The 20,203-nt window shown below is 70.5% G+C and carries 17 protein-coding genes; 7 read left to right on the top strand and 10 right to left on the bottom strand.

The window, feature by feature from the left end:
• Positions 1-13: 13 nt before the first annotated feature.
• On the bottom strand, positions 14-1,393 hold the full coding sequence (locus ACZ7PG_RS07045) for a glycoside hydrolase family 43 protein (protein ID WP_470238181.1): 1,380 nt from the start codon (positions 1,391-1,393) through the stop codon (positions 14-16).
• A 253-nt stretch (positions 1,394-1,646) separates the two neighbouring features.
• On the opposite strand from ACZ7PG_RS07045, the gene ACZ7PG_RS07040 reads away from it, so the two are divergent.
• Genes ACZ7PG_RS07040 through ACZ7PG_RS07025 form a run of 4 tightly spaced genes read left to right on the top strand, consistent with a single transcriptional unit; the run spans position 1,647 to position 8,957 of the window.
• The gene (locus ACZ7PG_RS07040; RefSeq protein ID WP_470238180.1) at positions 1,647-3,614 is read left to right on the top strand and encodes an alpha-L-fucosidase; all 1,968 of its coding nucleotides are present in this window, start codon (positions 1,647-1,649) and stop codon (positions 3,612-3,614) included.
• Positions 3,615-3,642: 28 nt separating this feature from the next.
• Entirely contained in the window at positions 3,643-6,027 is a 2,385-nt protein-coding gene (locus tag ACZ7PG_RS07035; protein WP_470238179.1) for a ricin-type beta-trefoil lectin domain protein, read from the top strand.
• A 31-nt stretch (positions 6,028-6,058) separates the two neighbouring features.
• On the top strand, positions 6,059-7,525 hold the full coding sequence (locus ACZ7PG_RS07030) for an arabinofuranosidase catalytic domain-containing protein (protein WP_470238178.1): 1,467 nt from the start codon (positions 6,059-6,061) through the stop codon (positions 7,523-7,525).
• A gap of 28 nt (positions 7,526-7,553) precedes the next feature.
• Positions 7,554-8,957: an endo-1,4-beta-xylanase gene (locus ACZ7PG_RS07025; RefSeq protein WP_470238177.1), complete on the top strand. Its 1,404-nt coding sequence runs from the start codon at positions 7,554-7,556 to the stop codon at positions 8,955-8,957.
• 108 nt (positions 8,958-9,065) lie between these two features.
• On the opposite strand, the gene ACZ7PG_RS07020 is transcribed toward ACZ7PG_RS07025, so the two are convergent.
• From ACZ7PG_RS07020 to ACZ7PG_RS07005, 4 genes are read right to left on the bottom strand one after another with little or no spacing between them, the layout of a single operon-like run.
• Positions 9,066-9,746, bottom strand: coding sequence for a 3-oxoacid CoA-transferase subunit B (locus ACZ7PG_RS07020; protein ID WP_470238176.1), 681 nt, complete (start codon positions 9,744-9,746; stop codon positions 9,066-9,068).
• Positions 9,743-10,402: a 3-oxoacid CoA-transferase subunit A gene (locus ACZ7PG_RS07015; protein WP_470238175.1), complete on the bottom strand. Its 660-nt coding sequence runs from the start codon at positions 10,400-10,402 to the stop codon at positions 9,743-9,745. The genes ACZ7PG_RS07020 and ACZ7PG_RS07015 overlap by 4 nt, the downstream gene beginning before the upstream one ends.
• On the bottom strand, positions 10,402-11,583 hold the full coding sequence (locus ACZ7PG_RS07010; protein WP_470238174.1) for a thiolase family protein: 1,182 nt from the start codon (positions 11,581-11,583) through the stop codon (positions 10,402-10,404). The genes ACZ7PG_RS07015 and ACZ7PG_RS07010 overlap by 1 nt, the downstream gene beginning before the upstream one ends.
• Before the next feature lie 32 nt (positions 11,584-11,615).
• On the bottom strand, positions 11,616-12,698 hold the full coding sequence (locus ACZ7PG_RS07005) for an ABC transporter substrate-binding protein (protein ID WP_470238173.1): 1,083 nt from the start codon (positions 12,696-12,698) through the stop codon (positions 11,616-11,618).
• A 176-nt stretch (positions 12,699-12,874) separates the two neighbouring features.
• Between ACZ7PG_RS07005 and ACZ7PG_RS07000 the strand changes: the two genes are divergently transcribed.
• The 3 genes from ACZ7PG_RS07000 to ACZ7PG_RS06990 are packed head-to-tail and all read left to right on the top strand — an operon-like array spanning position 12,875 to position 15,330.
• Positions 12,875-13,675 (top strand): IclR family transcriptional regulator, encoded by an 801-nt coding sequence (locus tag ACZ7PG_RS07000; protein WP_470238172.1) that lies wholly within the window; start codon positions 12,875-12,877, stop codon positions 13,673-13,675.
• On the top strand, positions 13,668-14,465 hold the full coding sequence (locus ACZ7PG_RS06995; RefSeq protein ID WP_470238171.1) for an ABC transporter ATP-binding protein: 798 nt from the start codon (positions 13,668-13,670) through the stop codon (positions 14,463-14,465). The genes ACZ7PG_RS07000 and ACZ7PG_RS06995 overlap by 8 nt, the downstream gene beginning before the upstream one ends.
• A gap of 22 nt (positions 14,466-14,487) precedes the next feature.
• Entirely contained in the window at positions 14,488-15,330 is an 843-nt protein-coding gene (locus ACZ7PG_RS06990; protein ID WP_470238170.1) for an ABC transporter permease, read from the top strand.
• A gap of 3 nt (positions 15,331-15,333) precedes the next feature.
• Here ACZ7PG_RS06990 and ACZ7PG_RS06985 read toward each other — a convergent pair whose 3' ends face one another.
• The 5 genes from ACZ7PG_RS06985 to ACZ7PG_RS06965 are packed head-to-tail and all read right to left on the bottom strand — an operon-like array spanning position 15,334 to position 20,121.
• The gene (locus tag ACZ7PG_RS06985; RefSeq protein ID WP_470238169.1) at positions 15,334-16,158 is read right to left on the bottom strand and encodes a class II fructose-bisphosphate aldolase; all 825 of its coding nucleotides are present in this window, start codon (positions 16,156-16,158) and stop codon (positions 15,334-15,336) included.
• The gene (locus ACZ7PG_RS06980; protein ID WP_470238168.1) at positions 16,155-17,087 is read right to left on the bottom strand and encodes a 1-phosphofructokinase family hexose kinase; all 933 of its coding nucleotides are present in this window, start codon (positions 17,085-17,087) and stop codon (positions 16,155-16,157) included. Before ACZ7PG_RS06980 ends, ACZ7PG_RS06985 begins: the two co-directional genes overlap by 4 nt.
• Complete coding sequence (locus ACZ7PG_RS06975) at positions 17,084-18,010, bottom strand: DMT family transporter (RefSeq protein ID WP_470238167.1); 927 nt, start codon at positions 18,008-18,010, stop codon at positions 17,084-17,086. The genes ACZ7PG_RS06980 and ACZ7PG_RS06975 overlap by 4 nt, the downstream gene beginning before the upstream one ends.
• Positions 18,007-18,978 (bottom strand): N-acetylglucosamine kinase, encoded by a 972-nt coding sequence (locus tag ACZ7PG_RS06970; RefSeq protein WP_470238166.1) that lies wholly within the window; start codon positions 18,976-18,978, stop codon positions 18,007-18,009. The genes ACZ7PG_RS06975 and ACZ7PG_RS06970 overlap by 4 nt, the downstream gene beginning before the upstream one ends.
• A gap of 3 nt (positions 18,979-18,981) precedes the next feature.
• Positions 18,982-20,121, bottom strand: a complete 1,140-nt coding sequence (locus ACZ7PG_RS06965) for an SIS domain-containing protein (protein ID WP_470238165.1) — start codon at positions 20,119-20,121, stop codon at positions 18,982-18,984.
• Positions 20,122-20,203: the final 82 nt, after the last annotated feature.

The raw sequence follows: 20,203 nt of genomic DNA, 5'->3' as shown, positions 1-20,203 counted from the left end.
TTTCCAGGAGTCGTCAGGCGGCGAACTGCCACCAGTTCAGGTTGAACAGGTAGCCGCTGCCGCCGGTGAACCGGAGGTACAGGTCGTGCGTCCCGGTGGCGCCGCTCACCGGGCAGGACACGCTCGTCCAGGTCTGCCAGCCACCGGTGCCCCCGACGGTGCAGGTGCCGGCCAGGATGCCGCCGGTGCTGTCCAGCCGCAGCTCGATCCGCCCGCCGGCCGCCGCGGAGGCGACTCGCGCGGTGAAGGACCGGGCGCCGGAGCCGAAAGCGGCGCCCTTGACCTTGATCCAGTCACCGTTCTCGAGGTAACCGACGTTCATCCCGCCCTCGGTGGACGGCTCGGTCTCGACGCCGGATTCCCAGGCGATCGTCTCGGCTTCCTGCCGCGTGTACGGGTTCAGCGTGCCGACCTGCGGCGCGCCGCTGGTGGTCATATTGATCGTCGGGATGGAGCCGTCGGCGTTGTAGGCGAACTTCTCCACGGCGACCGAGCGCGTGTAGCCGCTGCCGCCCGGCAAAGCGCCGTTGTGGTAGAAGAAGTAGGAGTTCCCGGCGAAGTCGATGACCCCCGGGTGGTTGGTGAAACTGGCGCCCTGGGTGGGCATGACCGTCCCGCGGTAGGTCCACGGCCCGGTCGGGCCGGGCGCGGTCGAATAGCCGATGAACTCGGAGCAGCACTTCGCCGCGAACACGTTGTAGTACAAGCCGTTGCGCTTGTAGACCCACGGGCCTTCCTCGAACAGCGTCGGCCGGCTGGTGTTCCCCGTGCGCGTGCCGAACCCGGCGGTGGTGAGCGGGATCTGGTTCACCCCACCGGAGTAGGAGATCATGTCGGCGTTGAGCTTGACGTACCACAGGTGCGGGTTGCCCCAGTACAGGTACGCCTGCCCGTCGTCGTCGACGAACACCGTCGGGTCGAACTCGCCGTTGGCGACGAGCGGGTGCCCGAGCGCGTCGCTGAACGGCCCGGTCGGGCTGGTCGACACGGCGACGCCGACGGCCATCGCGCCGGTCGCCCGGACCGTCATCGGGACGTACCAGTAGAACTTGCCGTTGCGGTGGACGGTCTGGCCCGCCCAGGCGTTGGCGCTCGCCCAGGAGAAGCTCGCGAGGTTCAACGGCGAACCGTGGTCGGTCCAGTTCACCATGTCCGCCGACGACCACACCCGCCATTCCTTCATGGTGAAGTACGTCGAGGCGTCTTCGTCGTGGCCGGTGTAGAGGTAGACGCGGCCGTTGTACACCAGCGGCGCGGGATCGGCGGTGTAGATGGTCTGGACGATCGGGTTGTCGGCCCTGGCGACGGCCGGGACCAGGCCCAGCGCGCACAGCAGCGCGACGACCAGGGTGAGGGTGCGCCGGCGTCGGGCGGTCGTCGAAGCGACTTTCACGGGTGCTCCTTCGGGTTGTGGTCACCGTTGCTCGCGCTCCGAGGCCAGGCGGGAAGCAGTGTGGCACGCGGGTGTTCACGCTCACAAGCATTCGTCGCAGCGCATGAAAGTTTCACGTCGTCCGTGCGGCGCACGCTGGGATTTCGCGGCACTCCGCGGGTTCGGACCGGGGAAGGGTTGACCATCCGTGGCTCCCGCGCCTAAACAGATCGTGTTAGCGCTAACTTTCTCAGCGTCGAGGAGGCTTCCCGATATGCCCGAGTTCGGCCGTCGCACAGCACTGGGCCTGATCACGGTGGGCGGCGCGGCGGCGGCCGGTCTCCTCCGCGGCGGGATCGCCTCGGCCACCGCCGGGCCGAGCAGCTACACACCCACCTGGTCGTCGGTCGACCAGCACCCGCCCGCGGCGGAGTGGTTCCAGGACGCCAAGTTCGGCATCTACTTCCACTGGGGTGTGTTCAGCGTCCCCGCGTTCGGCAACGAGTGGTACCCGCGGAACATGTACGTCAGCGGGTCGAGCGAGAACAACCACCACAAGGCCGTGTACGGGGATCCGTCGGCGTGGCCGTACCACAACTTCGTCAACGGAGCCCGGGACAAAGCGGGCAACTGGGTGCAGTTCGCGCCGAAGCTCAAGTCCGCGGGCGGCACCTTCGACCCGGCGGAGTGGGCGCAGCTGTTCGCCGACGCCGGCGCGAAGTTCGCCGGTCCCGTCGCCGAGCACCACGACGGCTTCTCGATGTGGAACAGCGCCGTCAACGAGTGGAACTCGGTGGCCAAGGGGCCGCGGCTGGACCTGGTGCGGCTGCACGCCGACGCGATCCGGGCCCGGGGCCTGAAGTTCATGGTTTCGCTGCACCACGCCTACCACTTCACCGGCTACTACGACCACGTGCCGACGCAGTCCGACGCCAGTCTGCGCAAGCTGTACGGCCAGCTGGGCTCGGCGGCGGAGAACCAGCTCTGGTACGACAAGCTGGCCGAGGTGATCGACGGCTACCAGCCGGACCTGCTGTGGCAGGACTTCAACCTGCCCCGCGTCGACGAGTCCTGGCGATTGAACTTCCTGGCCTACTACTACAACAAAGCCGTCGCGTGGAATAAGGACGTCGTCGCGACCTACAAGGACGGGTTCGACAACCGCGGCGAGGTCTTCGACTTCGAGCGCGGCGGACCGGGGGACATCCAGAACCCGTACTGGCTGACCGACGACAGCATCTCCAGCTCCAGCTGGTGCTACACGACCGGCATCGGCTACTACTCGATGAAGGCGATGCTGCATGCGCTGATCGACCGCGTCAGCAAGAACGGCACCATGCTGCTGAACATCGCCCCGATGGCCGACGGCACCATCCCCTCGGGACAGCGGACCATCCTGCTCGGCATCGGCGACTACCTCGCCCGCTTCGGGGAGTCGATCTACGCCACCCGCGCGTGGTCGGCCTACGGCGAGGGCCCGACGCAGATGGGCGGCGGCTCCTTCACGACACCCCGCGAGGGCACCAACCGGGACATCCGCTTCACTCGCAGCAAGGACAACACCGTCCTGTACGCCACCGTGATGGGCTGGCCGAGCGGCACGCTGGACATCACGACGCTCGGGTCGGGCCGGATCAACCTCGGCTCGCTGAAGTCCGTGCAGCTGCTCGGCGCCACCGCCGGGTCCTCCACCGACCTGCCCGACCGCACCCAGGACGGCTCCGGGCTGCACATCCGGCTGCCGTCGGTGCCGTTCAGCGCTCCGGCGTACGTGGTGAAGCTGACGTTCTCCGGCCAGATCCCGGCCCTGGGCTCGGGCCCGGTCCCGACGAGCTGGGTGCGGATCGCCAACGTCACGACGGGTCTCGTGCTCGACAGCGGCGGGACCGTCGCGGCCGGGTCGGTGCTCAAGCAGTGGTCCTACGACGGGTCCACCAACCTGCACTGGCAGCTGGTGGACCTGGGCACCGGTTACCACCGGATCGTCAACCGCACCAACGGGATGGTCGCCGACAGCGGCGGCCGGACCGGCAACGGCGTCAACGCTGTGCAGTCGGCCTGGACCGGCAGCGACAACCAGCAGTGGCGGCTGGCCGGGCTCGGCAACGGGCGCTACCAGATCGTCAACCGGGCCACCGGCACCGCGCTCGACGGCGCGGGCAGCACGACGGCCGGCTCGGCCGTGGTCCTGTGGACCCCGAACGGCAGCACCAACAACCAGTGGACGTTCACAGCCGTCTGATCCCCCTTCGTCGGAAGAGAGAACTGCCATGCCCCGAACCCTGCTGCGGCGGGCGCGAGCCGCGGTGGTCGCCACCGTCGTCCTGGCCGCCGGCGTGGTGGCCGGCGCAGCGCCCGCCGAAGCCGCCACCTCGATCACGATCAACGGCGGGTCGGCCGGGCGCACGTTCGACGGCGTCGGCGCGGTCAGCGGCGGCGGGGGCAACAGCCGCCTGCTGATCGACTACCCCGAGCCCCAGCGCGGCCAGATCCTCGACTACCTCTTCAAGCCGGGGTACGGCGCCGCGCTGCAGATCCTCAAGGTGGAGATGGGCGGCGACACCAACTCCACCAGCGGCGCGGAACCCAGCCACGCGCACTTCCGCGGTGACCTGGACTGCAACCGCGGGTACGAGTGGTGGCTGATGGAGCAGGCCAAGGCACGCAACCCCGGCATCAAGCTGGTCGGCCTGCCGTGGGGCGCGCCGGGCTGGATCGGCAACGGCACGTTCTTCTCGGACGACCTGACCGGCTACTACCTTTCCTGGCTCGGGTGTGCGAAGCAGCACGGGCTGACGATCGACTACCTCACCAGCGTCCAGAACGAGAAGCAGTGGAGCGCGGACTGGACCGTGACCTTGCGCAATGCGCTCAACGCCAACGGGTACAGCGCGGTCAAGGTCATCTCCGGCGACTCGTGGCCGGGGGACTGGGGCCCGGCGAGCGCGATCTCGACGAACACGGCCTACCGCAACGCGACCGACGTGCTCAGCGCCCACTACACCTGCGGCTACCTCAGCGCGCAGACGTCGTGCAGCGTCCCGTCCAGCGTCACCGGTACCGGCAAGACGCTGTGGTCGAGCGAGAACGGTTCCCAGGACTACAACGACGGCGCCAAGCCACTGGCCCGCGGCATCAACCGCGTCTACCTAGACGGCAAGATGACCGCCTACCTCAACTGGGACCTCATCGCCGCCACCACGCCGAACATCCCCTGGCCGACCGTGGGCCTGATCCTGGCCAACCAGCCGTGGTCGGGCTACTACTCGGTCGGCAAGGACGCCTGGGCGCTGGCGCACACCACGCAGTTCACCGCACCCGGCTGGAAGTACCTCGACACCGCCAGCGGCTACCTCGGCGGCAACCGCGCCAACGGCAGCTACGTCTCGCTGAGGTCCCCGAGCACCGGTGACTACAGCACGGTCATCGAGACGATGGACGCCACTGCGGCCCAGACGCTGAACCTGACCGTCACCGGCGGGCTGTCCACGGGCCAGGTGCACGTGTGGGCGACCAACCTGAACTCCAACAACCCCGCGGACTTCTTCAAGCACACGGCCGACATCACGCCGTCCGGCGGAGCGTTCTCGCTCACCGCCCAGCCGGGGTACCTCTACACGATCACGACCACCACCGGCCAGGGCAAGGGCACGGCGGCCGGCCCGTCGCAGGGTTCGCTGAACCTGCCCTACAGCGACGACTTCGACGGGTACGCGACCGGCAAGGAAGCCAAGTACCTGATGGACATGGAGGGCGCCTTCGAGACGTCCGCCTGCGGTGCCGGTCGCTCCGGCACCTGCGTGCGCCAGGCCGCGCCGCAGAAGACGATCCCGTGGAAGAAGTTCGTCGATCCCTACGCGCTGCTGGGCAACATCGCCTGGAGCACCTACACGGTCAACGCGGACGTGCTGCTGGAGAAGTCCGGGTCGGTCCAGCTGCTCGGCCGCGTCGGCTCGCAGGACACGGGCAACCAGGGCGCGGTGAACGCGTACTACCTGCGGATCAGCGACGCCGGCGCGTGGTCGATCCAGCGCAACAACACCAGCCAGCAGGTCACGACGCTGCGCAGCGGCACGACGACCGCGCTGGGCACCAACCGCTGGCACAAGCTGTCCCTGGGCTTCTCCGGCAGCACCATCACCGCTTCCCTCGACGGCGCCGTGCTCGGCACGGTCACCGACGGCACCTTCCCGGCCGGCCAGGCCGGGATCGGCACGAGCACGGGGGAGACCGCCCAGTTCGACAACCTCGCCGTGACCGGCACGGGCGGCGGGTCGACGTCGGTGCTGCGCAACACGGGCTCCGGCCGCTGCCTCGACGTCCCCAACGTGTCCCAGACGAACGGCACCCAGGTCGCGCTGTGGGACTGCAACGGCGGCGGCAACCAGCAGTGGACGCTCACCTCCGGGAAGCAGCTCCTGGTGTACGGCAGCAAGTGCCTCGACGCCGAGGGTGCGAGCGCCACGGCCGGCACCCGCGCGATCATCTGGGACTGCACGGGCGGCACCAACCAGCAGTGGAACGCCAACACCGACGGCACGGTCACCGGTGTCCCATCAGGACTCTGCCTCGGTCCGAGCGGCGCCGCGAACAGCGCGCCGGTGACCCTGCAGGCCTGCACGGGCAGCGACGCCCAGAAGTGGACACGGAGCTAGCAGCATCTCGTCCGGACAAAGGAGTTCGCCGATGACACCACGATGGAGAAGGTCGCTGCAGACCACGGGAGCCGCGCTCGCGCTCGCCGCGGGGGCGCTGGCCGGCCCGGCCGCGCCGGCGCAGGCCGCCACGCAGGGACCGTGTGACCTCTACGCCGCCGGCAGCACGCCGTGCGTGGCAGCACATTCGACCACCCGGGCGTTGTACGGCTCGTACAACGGTGCCCTGTACCAGGTCCGGCGGGCGTCCGACAACGCGACGCGGGACGTCGGCGTCCTGAGCGCGGGCGGTGTCGCGAACGCCGCGACCCAGGATTCTTTCTGCGCGGGCACGACGTGCCTGATCACCGTCATCTACGACCAGTCCGGTCGCGGCAACCACCTCACGCAGGCGCCGCCGGGCGGGTTCCAGGGGCCGGCCGCGGGCGGGTACGACAACCTCGCCAACGCGGCGGCCGCCCCGATCACCGTCGGCGGCCAGAAGGCCTACGGCGTGTTCGTGGCGCCCGGCACCGGGTACCGCAACAACAACGCCACCGGCACGGCGACCGGTGACCAGTCCGAGGGCATGTACGCGATCTTCGACGGCACGCACTACAACGGCGGCTGCTGCTTCGACTACGGCAACGCCGAGCGCAACAGCCGGGACAACGGCAACGGCACGATGGAGGCCATCTACTTCGGCAACATCAAGGTCTGGGGCTACGGCGCCGGGAACGGCCCGTGGATCATGGCCGACCTCGAGAACGGCCTCTTCTCCGGGATCAACCAGCGCTACAACGCCAACGACCCCAGCATCAGCCACCGCTACCTGACCGCGATCATCAAGGGCGCGCCCAACCACTGGGCCATCCGCGGCGGCAACGCGCAGTCCGGCGGCCTGTCGACCTTCTACGACGGCGCCCGTCCCAACGTGTCCGGCTACAACCCGATGCGCAAGGAAGGCGCGATCATCCTCGGCACCGGTGGTGACAACAGCATCGGCTCCGCGGGGACATTCTACGAAGGCGTGATGACGTCCGGTTACCCGTCGGACGCCACCGAGAACGCCGTGCAGGCCAACATCACCGCGGCCGGCTACGGCACCGGCGGCAGCGGCACCACCACCGGGCCGCTGCACGCGGTCGGCGCCGGCAAGTGCCTCGACGTCCCGGGCTCCAGCACGACTCCCGGTACCCAGCTGCAGATCTACAGCTGCAGCGGCCAGCCGAACCAGACCTGGACGCGCACGTCGTCGAACCAGCTGACGGCCACCGTCGGCGGCCAGACGCTCTGCCTGGACGCCTCGGGCAACGGGACCAGCGCCGGGACGAAGGTGGTGACCTGGTCCTGCAACGGCGGGGCCAACCAGCAGTGGACCGTCAACTCGAACGGCACGGTCACCGGCGGGCAGTCGGGTCTGTGCCTGGACGTGACGAGCGCGTCCACGGCCAACGGTGCGCTGGTCGAGCTGTGGACCTGCAACGGCGGCAGCAACCAGCAGTGGACGCTGGGTTGACCACCTTCGAGGAAGGAACGAGGTTGTGATGACCACCAGTCCGACCCGGCGGCGGGCCGCACTCGCCGCCGGCCTCACAGCGGCTTCCCTGGTGCTGGTCCCCGGCACCGCGGGCGCGGCGAGCACGCTCGGCGCCGCGGCGGCGCAGAGCGGGAGGTACTTCGGCGCCGCGATCTCCACGAGCCATCTCGGCGAAGCGGCCTACGTGAACACCTGGACGGCGGAGCACAACGGCGTCACCCCGGAAAACGAGATGAAGTGGGCCACGGTCGAGCCCAACCGCAACCAGTTCAACTTCGACCCGGGCGAACAGATCGTCAGCCAGGGCCGGAGCAAGGGCATGAAGATCCGCGGGCACACGCTGGTGTGGCACGGGCAGCTGGCCGGGTGGGTCAGCGGCCTGGACGCGAGCAACCTGCGGTCGGCGATGCTGAACCACATCAGCCAGGTGGCCGGGCACTGGAAGGGCCAGCTCTACGCGTGGGACGTCGTCAACGAGGCGTTCGAGGAGAACGGTACCCGCCGGCAGTCGGTGTTCCAGCAGAAGCTCGGTGACGGCTACATCGAGGACGCGTTCCGCGCGGCAAGGTCGGCCGACCCGAACGCCAAGCTCTGCTACAACGACTACAACACCGACGGCGTCAACGCGAAGAGCACCGGGATCTACACCATGGTCCGCGACTTCAAGAGCCGCGGCGTGCCGATCGACTGCGTGGGCTTCCAGAGCCACCTCGGCTCGACGTCCAACCTGAGCAGCTACCAGGCGAACCTGCAGCGCTTCGCCGACCTCGGGGTCGACGTGCAGATCACCGAGCTGGACGTCGGCGGCTCGGGTTCCGGCCAGGCGAACGTGTACCGGCAGGTCGCCCAGGCGTGCCTGGCGGTGTCGCGCTGCACCGGCATCACCGTCTGGGGCGTCACGGACAAGTACTCGTGGCGTTCGGGCGACACGCCGCTGCTGTTCGACGGCAACTACGGCAAGAAGCAGGCCTACAGCGCGGTCCTCGACGTGCTCAACAGCGGTGGAGGTGACGCCGCGCTGCGTGCGGTGGCCGCGAACCGGTGCCTGGACGTGCCGAGCTCGTCGACCACGGCCGGCACCGCTCTGCAGATCTGGGACTGCCACGGCGGAACCAACCAGCAGTGGACGCGGACGAGCTCCGGGGCTCTGACCGTCTACTCGGGTGGCTCGCAGCGGTGCCTGGACACCGCTGGTGGCGGCACGGCCGCCGGCACCGCCACGGTGATCGCGAACTGCACGGGCGGGAACGGCCAGAGGTGGACGTCGAACACCAACGGCACCATCACGAACGGGCAGTCGGGCCTGTGCCTGGACGTGACCGGCGCGGCGACCGCCAACGGCACCGCCGTGATCGTCTGGACCTGCAACGGCGGGACCAACCAGCAGTGGACCGGGCCGGCGACCGGGTAGGTCGGCAGGACCGGCGCGATCTCCGCGGGGAGAGGACGGTCCGTCCTCTCCCCGAGCGGCGGGCGGCCGTCGGCTCGGTCGCCATGGTGCCCCGGGGCCATTCGTCGATCACGGTGATCCGGACGATGACTCATGGTGCGTCGGAGCCAGCGGAAGATCGAGACGTGCGGACAGCTCGGCGAAGCTGGTGCCGAACGTCCGGTCCACCAGCACGCTGCCGCTGGCAAGGTGGAATACCGCCAAGTCGCTGTAGACCCGACTCACGCAGCGTCGCCCGGTGATCGGGTATGTGCACTCCCGCACCAGCTTCGGCTTGCCGGCCTTGTCGAACAGCGTCATCGTCACGAAGACGTCCTTCGCTCCGGCCGCGAGGTCCATCGCGCCGCCCACCGCGGGGATCGCGCCCGGGGCGCCCGTGTGCCAGTTGGCCAGGGTGCCGTCGGCTGCTACCTGGAACGCGCCGAGTACGCACACGTCGAGGTGGCCGCCGCGCATCATGGCGAACGACTGCGCGTGGTCGAAGTACGACGCGCCGGGCAGCTCGGTGACCGGGACCTTGCCCGCGTTCACCAGGTCGGGGTCGATGTCCTCGCCGTGGGCCAGCGGTCCCATGCCGAGCATGCCGTTCTCGGTGTGGAGCACGACGCCGCTCGCCGGATCGAGGTGGTCCGCGATCGCGGTCGGCCGGCCGATGCCGAGGTTGACGTACGCGCCCGCCGGGATGTCGGCGGCCACCAGCCGGGCCAGCTCGGTGCGGTCCAAGGGGCCCCGGTCGAGGTGCTCGATCACGCGGTCACCACGATCCGGTCGACGTAGATCCCCGGCGTCACCACGGTTTCCGGGTCGAGCGCGCCGCTCGGGACGGTCCGCGCGACCTCGGCGACGGTGAGCTCCGCCGCCGTCGCCATGACGGGGCCGAAGTTCCGGCCCGTCTTGCGGTAGACCAGATTTCCCGCCTCGTCGGCGGTGTGGGCCCGGATCAGTGCCACGTCGGCGTGGATCGGGTACTCCAGAACCTGTTCGCGTCCGTCGATGACCCGGGTCTCCTTCCCCACGGCGAGCAGCGTGCCCGCGCCGGTCGGGGTGTAGAACGCCCCGATGCCGGCGCCGGCCGCGCGGATGCGCTCGGCGAGGGTGCCTTGCGGTGCGACCTCGAGCTCGATCCGGCCGGCGGCGTAGAGCTCTTCGAACACGAACGAGTCCGTTTGCCGGGGGAACGAGCAGATGATCTTGCGCACCTGACCGGCGGCCAGCAGCGCCGCCAGCCCGGTCGTTCCGTTGCCCGCGTTGTTGTTCACCACCGTGAGGTCCTTCGGGCCGGCGCGGCGCACCGCGTCGATGAGAGCGACGGGCTGCCCGGCCGGCCCGAACCCGCCGATCAGCACCGTGGCGCCGTCCGCGATGCCGCGCACCGCGGCATCGGTGTCCGGGACGATCTCGGCCATCACGTCACGTTCTCGAGGACGACCGCGAGACCCTGGCCGACGCCGATGCAGATGGCGGCGACACCCCAGCGCGCCCGGCGCTCCCGCAGCACGGCGGTGAGCGTGCCGAGGATCCGGCCGCCCGACGCGCCGAGGGGGTGGCCCAGCGCGAGTGCGCCACCCTTGGTGTTGACGATGCCGGGATCGATCGGCCAGGCCTGCACGCAGGCGAGCGACTGTGCGGCGAACGCCTCGTTCAGCTCGACCGCTCCGACGTCGGACCAGGTGATCCCGGCCGCGTCGAGCGCCCGCTGTGCCGCCGCGACCGGCGCGTAGCCGAACTCCTGGGGGACGGAGCCGACCGCGCCGCGCCCGGCGATCCGGGCGATCGGGCCGGTGCCGATGGCGCCCGCCGCCGCCTCCGACCCGATCAGCACCGCGGACGCGCCATCGGACAGCGGCGACGCGTTGCCCGCGGTGATCCGCCCGTCCGGCCGGAACGACGGCTTGAGCGCGGCGAGCTTCTCGATCGTGGTCTCGGCGCGGATCCCTTCGTCCCGCTTGAGGTCCGTGCCCGCCACCGGCACCACGAGGTCGTCGTAGAAGCCGTCGGACCAGGCCTGGGCCGCCAGCCGGTGCGAGCGCAGCGCGAACTCGTCCTGCTGTTCGCGGGTGACGCCGAACTTCTCGGCCAGCTGCTCGTTCGCCTCCCCGTTCGACACCGTCCACTCGGGACGCATGCGCGGGTTCACCATGCGCCACCCCAAGGCGGTCGACACCAGGGCGGCGTCCCCGGCGGGGAAGGCCCGCGCCGGTTTGGCCAGCACCCACGGCGAGCGGCTCATCGACTCGACCCCGCCCGCTACAACGACTTCCGCGTCGCCGGTCTCCACCGACCGGGAGGCGATCATCGCCGCGTCGAGGCTGGATCCGCACAGCCGGTTCACCGTCGTGGCGGGGACGGTGACCGGCAGGCCCGAGAGCAGCACCGCCATCCGGCCGACGTTGCGGTTGTCTTCCCCGGCGCCGTTGGCGTTGCCGTACACGACCTCGGAGATCCGGGCCGGATCCAGTTCCGGTGTCCTGGCGAGCAGCTCGGACAGGACGGTGGTCGCGAGGTCGTCGGTCCGCACGCCGGACAGCGCGCCACCGTAGCGGCCGAACGGCGTGCGCACGGCGGCGTAGACGAAGGAGGACGGCATGGGGCTCACTTTCTCGACGGGGGAGGGGGTGCTCACTTCTTCGCGGACGCCTGCTTCAGGATCTCGTCGCGGGAGAAGTCGTTGATCTTCCCGAGGAGACCGGTGTCGACGATCTTGGCGACCTCCACCGGCTGGGTGATGAGGCCGGCTTTCCGGGCGAACGCGATCGACCGCTCCACTCGCTCGGTGTCGATGGTTCCCCAGTCCTTGGCGCCCTTCGGGATGCCGAGCCCGGCGAGCCGCACTTCGAGCACCTTCACCTGCTGCGCCAGCGCTTCGGCTTCCGGCGTCGACGCCCCGGGTGCGGTGTCGGGCTGGGTCTTCCACATCGCCTTGATGGCGGCTTCGGGGTTGGCTTGGGCGTAGACGACACCCTTGGCGAAGGCGCGCCCGAACTTCACGAAGAGGTCGGGGTCCGCGTCGAGCTTGCTCTTCCGGGCGACGAACCCGCCGCCGAACATGTCCTGCATCTGGTCGACGGGCAGGTCGGCGATCCGCAGCCCGGCGTTCCGGAGGATCTGGTACTGCGTGTCCCACAACGCCAGCGCGTCGACCTGGTGGTCCCGGACCGCGCTGACCTGCTGGGCTCCCACGCCGATCGGGACGTACTTCGCGTCGTCCGGGTCGATCCCCGCGAGCCCCAGCGCGACCCGCGCGAAGGTCGTGCCGGAGCTGCTCACGGTGGTCACGCCGATGCGCTTGCCCTTGAGCTGGGCGACGTCGGTGATGCCGGATCCGTCGACCGAGGCCAGCCCGTAGATCCAGTCCCCGTAGTAGGAGGCGAAGTAGGTGAGGTCCGTGCCCTTGGTGGCGCCGATGATCACCGGCTCCGGGGTGACGAGGGCGATGTCCGCGCCGCCCGCGACGACCTGTTGCGCCGCCTGCGTTCCGGACGGGGGCAGGGTGAACTGGACGTCGATGCCTTCGTCGGCGAAATAGCCTTCGGCCTGGGAGAGCAGGAACGTGGCGAACCCGGCGTTCCAGCTGGGCGTGGTGACGGCGACCTTCAACGACGAGTGACCGCTCCCGCTGCCGCAAGCGGCGAGACCGGTCACGAGAACGGCGGCGATCAGGGCGACGAGTCCGGCGTGGACTCTGGCTGGCAGCTTGCGCATGGGTTCCTCCTCGAACGCCCGGCGTCCGTCGGCGTGTTCACATCGCACACTCCATGTTCACGATGAGGTGTGTCAAGACTGAGTTTTGCCGAAGCTGTTGCATTTTCCCTGATACATGTCCTAGATTTCCGCACACGCTGTTCATGAAGTGAACATCGCTGAGCGTGAGGATGACGATGGCGTCAGCTGGGCCCGACCCGGGAGCCGTGGCGAACGGCGACATCCAAGCCGTGTCCAGGACCGCGCAGATCCTGACCATGTTCGGTCCTCAGACGCCGGAGATCACCGTCGCGGAGGCGGCCGAACGGCTCGGCCTCAACCGCACGACCCTGCACCGGTACTTCGCCTCCCTCGAAGCGGCCCAGCTCCTCGAACGCACCGAGGAGCGCAGCTCGGTGTTCGCGCCGGGACGCGTGTTGCTGCAGCTCGGGGCGTTCGCCCTCGGCCGGCGGAAGGTCATCCAGCTGGCGACGCCCCACATGCAGGACCTCACGCGGGCCACCGGGCTCACAGCCGTCCTGAGCCTCTGGGGACCATCCGGGGCCGTGGTTTCCCACGTCGAAGACGACGAGTCCCACGGCACGATCGTCACCGTGCGCGTCGGCGTGCAGTTGCCGCTGAGCTCCGCGCAGGCCCAGGTGTTCCTGGCGTTCCTGCCCGATCAGCTCGCCGCCGACCGGCTGCTGGGGACCCTGCCCGCCGATCAGCGGTTGCGGGTGCGCGAGCGGATCGCCGGGATCCGGGACCTCGGCATGACCGGACCGATGCTCAACGCGCGGGGGATCAGCGTGGTCGCCGCGCCGGTTTTCGACAAGTCGTCGATCTGCGCCACGCTCGCGTTCGTGGGGACCGCGCACCTGCTGCCCGTCGGCGGGAGCGCGCGGGAGGAGGCGCTGCTCGCCGAGGCCGCCGCGCGGGTGACCGCGGAAATGGGTGGCGGGGCCACCGACGTCGCGACGAAGGGACATCATGGGTGACGCAGCCACCGCGGACCGTGCCGTGGAACTGAGGCACGTGTCCAAGCGGTACACGACCAGGCGCTCGAGGCGTGGGGCGCCGCGGGTCGTCGACGCGTTGCACGACATCGAACTTTCCGTCGCCCGCGGGGAGTTCGTCTCCATCGTCGGACCGAGCGGATGTGGCAAGAGCACGCTGCTGAAAGTGCTGCTCGGCCTGACCGGGCGCACCGCGGGCGAGGTCGAGTTCGGCGGTGCCGGAGACACCCGGCTCGGCATGGTGTTCCAGCAGCCACTCCTGCTTCCCTGGCGGACGGTGACCAAGAACCTGCTGATCTCCCAGGACATCAACCACCGGCTGGACGAGCGGGACGCGCGGGAGCGGGCCGAAGCCATGGTGGCGATGCTCGGCCTGGCGGAGTTCGCCGACCGGTACCCCGGTGAGCTGTCGGGCGGCATGCAGCAGCGGGTCGGGATCGGGCGCGCGCTCATGCACGACCCCGACATCCTGCTCATGGACGAGCCCTTCGGCGCGCTGGACGCCATGACGCGGGACCAGATGGGCATGGACCTGCTGAACATCTGGGAACGCGACCGGAAGACCGTGCTGTTCGTGACGCACAGCATCCCGGAGTCGGTCCTGCTGTCCGACCGGGTCGTCGTCATGACGCCGCGGCCGGGCCGGATCGCCGACGTGATCGACGTCGACCTGCCCCGTCCGCGTGGGCTGGAGAACATCAACACCCCGGAGTTCGGTGCGATCGTGCGCCGGATCCGGATCCTGCTCAACTCCGAGAACAGCGCTCACTGAACCGCGCTGGGTGGGAGGACTCGTGACCAGTTCCAGCGTGACCGTCGAAGCCGGGCCGCGACGGGAGCCACCGGCCGAGCGGGCCCGGCGGCAGGCTCCGGGTTTCGTCGTCAGCGGAGCCGTGTTCCTCGTCGTGCTCGTCGCCTGGCAGGTCGTCGTCCGGGCCTTCGACGTGTCGGCGGTGCTCGTGCCGGCCCCGACCGACGTGCTGGCCTCCCTGGTGGACGGTCTGGGTGACGGTTCCCTGATCGAGCACTCGTGGGTGACCCTGCAGGAGATCTTGATCGGCTTCGGCCTGGCGGTCGCCGCCGCGTTGCTGTGCGCGTTCCTCGTTACCCAGTCACGTCTTCTGGACAAGGCGCTGTTCCCGCTGGTCGTCATGACGCAGACGATCCCGAAGGTGGCGATGGCGCCGCTGCTCGTCATCTGGTTCGGCACCGAGATGACGTCCAAGGTGCTGACCACCGCCCTCATCGCGTTCTTCCCGCTGCTGATCAACGCGATCCTCGGGCTGCGCTCGGCCGACCCCGACCAGGTCGACATGCTGCGCTCGTTCGGTGCGAGCCGCCTGCACGTCCTGCGCCACCTGCAGCTCCCGTCGGCGCTGCCGCACATCTTCGCCGGGCTCGACGTCGCGGTGGTCCTGTCCGTCACCGGTGCCATCGTGGCCGAGTTCGTCGGAGCGACCGCCGGCCTCGGCTACGTCATCCAGGCCACCAACTTCACGCTCGACGTGTCCCGCACGTTCGCCGTGCTGGTGATCCTTTCGGTCATCGGGCTGGTGCTGCACGCGATCGTGGTGGTGGGCAACCGGAAGATCGTGTTCTGGTCCGCCGAACACCGGACCGTGCGAGAGCGGTTGTGACGCTCAGGCGCCGGCCAGGAGCTCCAGGAGCCGGGCGACCTCGTCGCGCATCCGGTCGCGTCCGGGGGAGAGGTACCGGCGTGGGTCGGTCAGGCTCTCCCGCTCGGCGAGCGTCGCGCGGACCGCGCCGGTCAGGACCTGGTTGAGCCGGGTGCCGACGTTGACCTTGCGGATGCCACGCCCGACCGCGCGCCGGACGCCGTCGTCGGGGACCCCGGACGAGCCGTGCAGGACCAGCGGCACGGGCACCGCGGCGGCGAGCCGGCCGATGAGCTCGTCGTCCAGGACCGCGTCGCGGCCGGCCATCGCGTGCGACGACCCGACGGCCACCGCGAGGGAGTCGACGCCGGTCGCGGCGACGAACGCGGCCGCTTCGGCCGGGTCGGTCCGGACGCCCGGTGCGTGCGCGCCGTCCTTGCCGCCGATCTCCCCGAGCTCGGCCTCCACCCAGCACCCCGCGGCGTGGCACCGCTCGGCGACCGCGCGGGTCCGGGTCACGTTCTCCGCGTAGGCCGAGCTCGCGGCGTCGAACATGATCGACCGGATGCCCAGTGCGAGACCCTGGTCGACCAGGGCTTCGTCCTCGACGTGGTCGAGGTGCACCAGGACCGGCACCGCGGCGGCGCTCGCCATGCTCAGGCACGCGGCGCCGAACGGGTCGAGGGAGCCGTGGTAGCGGACGGCGTTCTGGGAGATCTGCAGGATGACGGGGAGCCCGGCCTGTTCGGCGCCGGCCACGATGGCCTCCGCGTGCTCCAGGAGGATCGCGTTGAAGGCCCCGACCGCCCCTCGCAGGCCGGTGAAGATGCTGGGGGCGTCGGTGTTCACGCGGTCTCCTTCACGGCGAGTGCGTCGAGCCAGCCGGCCCGGGCCTCGAGATCGACTTCGCCCGCGACGGGGCACAGGACAGCGGCAGCGGACGTCGCGACGACGTCGGCCAGCGCGGCGGGCCAGTCCACTGTGGACACACCGGCCGCGAGGTGGCGGGCGAGCGCGGCGGCGGCCGCGTCGCCGGCGCCGGTGGGGTTGCCGACGACCCGCTCGACCGGCCGGACGGCGAACTCGCGGTCGGCGGTCACCGCGAGCACGCCCTCTTCGCCCAGCGTGGCGACCACGGCGGCGGCGCCGTCCCGGACCAGCCGACGGCCGGCCGCGAGGACGTCGAGGCGGGCTCCGAACAGTTCGGCCAGTTCGTCCCGGTTCGGCACGAGCACACTCCCCGTCGTCGCCGCGGCGCGCAAAGCGGCACCGGAGACGTCGGCGATCACCGGGACGCCGGCTTCGGCGCCGAGCTCCGCCAGCCGGGCGGGCACGTCCTCGCCGAGCCCGGGCGGCACGCTCCCGGAGACGACCACGGCTCCCACGCCGGCCGCCAGCTCGGCGCGGAAGGCCGCCACGACGTCGTCCCGGGTCCCGGCCGGCACGGCGGTGCCGCGCTCCTGCAGGCTCGTCGTGACGCCGTCGTCCGCCACCACGGCCACGGTCCGGCGGACCGCGGCCAGCGCCGGGACCAGGCGGTGGGGGAGCCCGAGCCGGTCGAGACCGGCCCGGAACTCGTCCGGCTCTTCCCGGCCGGTCAGTGCCAGGACGAGGCTGTCGCCGCCCAGCTGCCGGGCCACCGCGGCGACGTTGACGCCCTTGCCGCCCGCGCGGCTGCGCACCTCCGTCACCCGGACGGTCTCCCCGACCGCCAGCCCGGCCACCCGGTAGGTGACGTCGATGGCCGGGTTGAGGGTGACGGTCAGGATCCTGGTCACGACGCGGCTTCCCGCGCGGGGACATCGGCCGGCTCTTCGCCGCTCTTTTCCGTGCTGTAGACCATGAGCGACGAGCCCACGAGGGCGAGCACGATGCCGCCGACCTGGAACCCGGTCGGCAGGGTCTGGAAGACGATCAGCGAGAGCACGATGGTCAGCACCGGCGCCAGCGCGTTGGTGATCGGCGCGACGATCGTGGCCTTGCCCCGGCTCATGGCCATCACGAGGAACAGCGCGCCCACGGCGTTGAGCAGCTGCGTGATCGCGGTCAACGCGGGCGCCTGCCACGGGAACGACAGGGGGAGCCCGCCCATCATGATGATCGCGACCGGGATCAGCAGGAGCCCGCTGACGGTCATCCAGCCGAAGGTCGTCGCGTCGTTGACGCCGACGACGGCGGCTTTGCGCATGAAGTACGCCTGCACGCCCCAGGCGATGCAGACCAGGATCGCGAGCCACAGGTAGGTCCCGCTGGTTTCCTGCGAGTCGCCCGAAGACACCGAGAACAGGACGATGGCGACCAGGGCGAGGGCGACGCCGATCCAGCTGAGCGCGGTGAGCCGTTCGCGAAGGGCCGCGAAGGCCATCAAGACGGTGATCGCCGGGGAGAGCGCCACGATCGGGAAGATGATGTAGGCCGGTCCGATGGTGAGGGCCTTGAACAGCACCAGCTGCCCGCCGGCACCGGTCAGGCCGATCAGCAGGCCGTAGACCGCGGCGATGGGACGGCGGTCGATCCTCTGCCCGCGCAGCGAGAAGTACGCGGGGATGAGCATGGTGATCGACCAGATGACGTAGACCATCGGGTCGGGGTAGCCGTAGCGGGAGGTCGGCAGGCTGGAGAACGCGCCCCAGACACCCCAGAACAGGACCAGCAGGCCGGCGTAGGGAATCCAGGTGGCGCGGCGCTTCGGTGCGGTCATGACAACCCCTCCAGGGTGGGGACGGCGGAAATCCGGTCGAGCGGGATGGAGTGGCCCGCCAGCCGGGCGGCGTAGACCGCCGCGCCGACGTGCGGGGGCAGCAGGGGCTCGCGCAGTTCGTAGCCGTGGCTGCCGTGCTGGAGCGCTTCGCGGAAGGAACCCAGGAGGTGGGCCGAGCCGAACATGCCGCCGGAGTAGGAGACCGGCACGGTCTGGTCCGGCTCGAACCCCAGCGCGGCGGCACCGGCTTCGACGTGGAGGGCGAGCTCCCGCCCGGCGCGGCCGAGGATGACGGCCGCGGTGGGGTCGCCCGCCTCCGCGGCGCGGGTGACGACCTTGCTGAGGTCCGCGATCCGCCCGCGGTCGCCGTGCCACCGGTTCATGACGATGTCGATGGCGTCGAGGTCGGTGCTCACCCCGAGCGTCCGGCGCATCTCTTCGGCCAGCGCGCTCGCCGGCTGGCGCCCGTCGCTCATCCGGGAGAACGCGCCGAGGCCCTGGACCGCGACCCAGTAGCCGGAGCCTTCGTCGCCGAACAGCTCGCTCCAGCCGCCGGCTCGCCACTGCCGTCCCCGGTGTTCCCCGTAGGCGATGGACCCGGTGCCCGCGACGACGTTGATCCCGTCCGCGCCGCCGAGGGAGGCCGCCCAGCCGCAGATCATGTCGTTGCCGCACGCGTAACCGACTTCGCCGAGGATCCGGCGGGGGAGCGCGTCGAGCACCGGCACGTCGGCGGAAATCTCGCCGTAGCAAGGAATGCCGAAGAAGGCGTACGAGAGGCCGGCGACGTCGATGCCCGCGGTGGCGCACACCTCGCCGATTCCCTGACGCAGCAACGGCTCGACGATGTCGATGCCCTGCTGCAGGTAGTAGATCCCGGCCGTGGCGGCTTCCGCGAGGACGCGGCCCCGCTCGTCGACCAGGCAGAAGGCGGTTTTCGTCCCGCCGCCGTCCACACCGAGGAACATGGCTCAGCCCTTCGCCGGATTCGGGAACTCGTGGATGACGACCCCCTGGACCACGCGGTTGACCTCACCGCCGGGGAACGGGTTGTCGGGGGTCAGGCCCCGGGCGAGCGAGCACGCCAGGGCGATCGACTGCGCCGGGATGGCCGCCACGATGGCCCGCAGTGCGTCGGGCAGGTGCGTGATCCCCGGGATCGGCCACGCACCGTCGTCGCCGCCGATGACCAGCACCCGGTCGGGTCCCAGGGACTCCACCAGCTCGCGCGTGATGTCGTCGTCGTAGCGGCGGGTGTACGGATCGCCGGACGGGAAGACGATCGCGAGAGTCCGGTCGTCGAGGAACGACTTGGGGCCGTGCCGGAAGCCCAGCGGGGTGTCGGCGACCGCGACGACCGTGCCGGCGGTGAGTTCGAGGCACTTCAGCGCGGCTTCGCGGGCCAGGCCCTTGAAGGCGCCGGAGCCGAGGTAGACCAGCCGGGCCGGATCGGCGGCGGCGACCGCTTCCGCCCGGCTCGCCGCGGTGACCAGGACGTCTTCCGCTGCTCGGGCCGCGGCATCGACGTCGACCTCGAGGCCCAGGGCGAGCAGGGCGGCCAAGGTCATCCCGGTGAACGACGACGTCATGGCGAAGCCGCGGTCGTTCAGCTGGTCGGGAAGCGTCAGGACGACGGCGTTCTTGGCGTCGGCCCAGCGGCGGGCGAGCGCGCCGGCGGGGTTGCAGGTGATGACGATGTGGTGCAGCGCGGGAGTGAGCCGCTGCAGCAGCTCGGCGGCGGCGATCGACTCGGGGCTGTCGCCGCTGCGGGCGAACGACACCAGCAGCACCGGCCGGTCGTCGACGACCACGGCGTGCGGGTCGGCGACGATGTCGGTCGTCGCGATCGGCTCGATCGGCCGGGCGAGGTGCCGGGTGAGGTCGGGGGCCACGACTTCCCCGATGTAGGCCGAAGTTCCCGCGCCGGTCAGGACGATCCGGGTCCGCGGGTCGACGAGCGCGTCGTCGAGCAGGCGGTCGATGTCGGCCCGCGCGGCGGCGACGGTCCGCGCCACCGCGGGCCACGTCCCGGGTTGCTGCCGGATCTCGCCGGCGGTGCGGCTTTCGCCCGGCTGCTCCTGGTGCCCCGGCTGCGTTTCGTGCACTGACACCCACATCACCTTTCGGGTCGTGGCCGGTTCGGCCAAGCGGTCCGCTCTTGGTACGTCGTGCCGCGTCCGGTGAGCAAGAGTT

Source organism: Amycolatopsis sp. NPDC114504 (assembly GCF_055633595.1).
This window is presented reverse-complemented; position numbering and strand designations above follow the sequence as displayed.

Coding starts and splice junctions, on each gene's coding strand:
- ACZ7PG_RS07040 (WP_470238180.1), top strand. CDS start 1,647: ATGCCCGAGTTCGGCCGTCGCACAGCACTGGGCCTGATCACGGTGGGC.
- ACZ7PG_RS07035 (WP_470238179.1), top strand. CDS start 3,643: ATGCCCCGAACCCTGCTGCGGCGGGCGCGAGCCGCGGTGGTCGCCACC.
- ACZ7PG_RS07030 (WP_470238178.1), top strand. CDS start 6,059: ATGACACCACGATGGAGAAGGTCGCTGCAGACCACGGGAGCCGCGCTC.
- ACZ7PG_RS07025 (WP_470238177.1), top strand. CDS start 7,554: ATGACCACCAGTCCGACCCGGCGGCGGGCCGCACTCGCCGCCGGCCTC.
- ACZ7PG_RS07015 (WP_470238175.1), bottom strand. CDS start 10,402: ATGGCCGAGATCGTCCCGGACACCGATGCCGCGGTGCGCGGCATCGCG.
- ACZ7PG_RS07010 (WP_470238174.1), bottom strand. CDS start 11,583: ATGCCGTCCTCCTTCGTCTACGCCGCCGTGCGCACGCCGTTCGGCCGC.
- ACZ7PG_RS07005 (WP_470238173.1), bottom strand. CDS start 12,698: ATGCGCAAGCTGCCAGCCAGAGTCCACGCCGGACTCGTCGCCCTGATC.
- ACZ7PG_RS07000 (WP_470238172.1), top strand. CDS start 12,875: ATGGCGTCAGCTGGGCCCGACCCGGGAGCCGTGGCGAACGGCGACATC.
- ACZ7PG_RS06995 (WP_470238171.1), top strand. CDS start 13,668: ATGGGTGACGCAGCCACCGCGGACCGTGCCGTGGAACTGAGGCACGTG.
- ACZ7PG_RS06975 (WP_470238167.1), bottom strand. CDS start 18,010: ATGACCGCACCGAAGCGCCGCGCCACCTGGATTCCCTACGCCGGCCTG.
- ACZ7PG_RS06970 (WP_470238166.1), bottom strand. CDS start 18,978: ATGTTCCTCGGTGTGGACGGCGGCGGGACGAAAACCGCCTTCTGCCTG.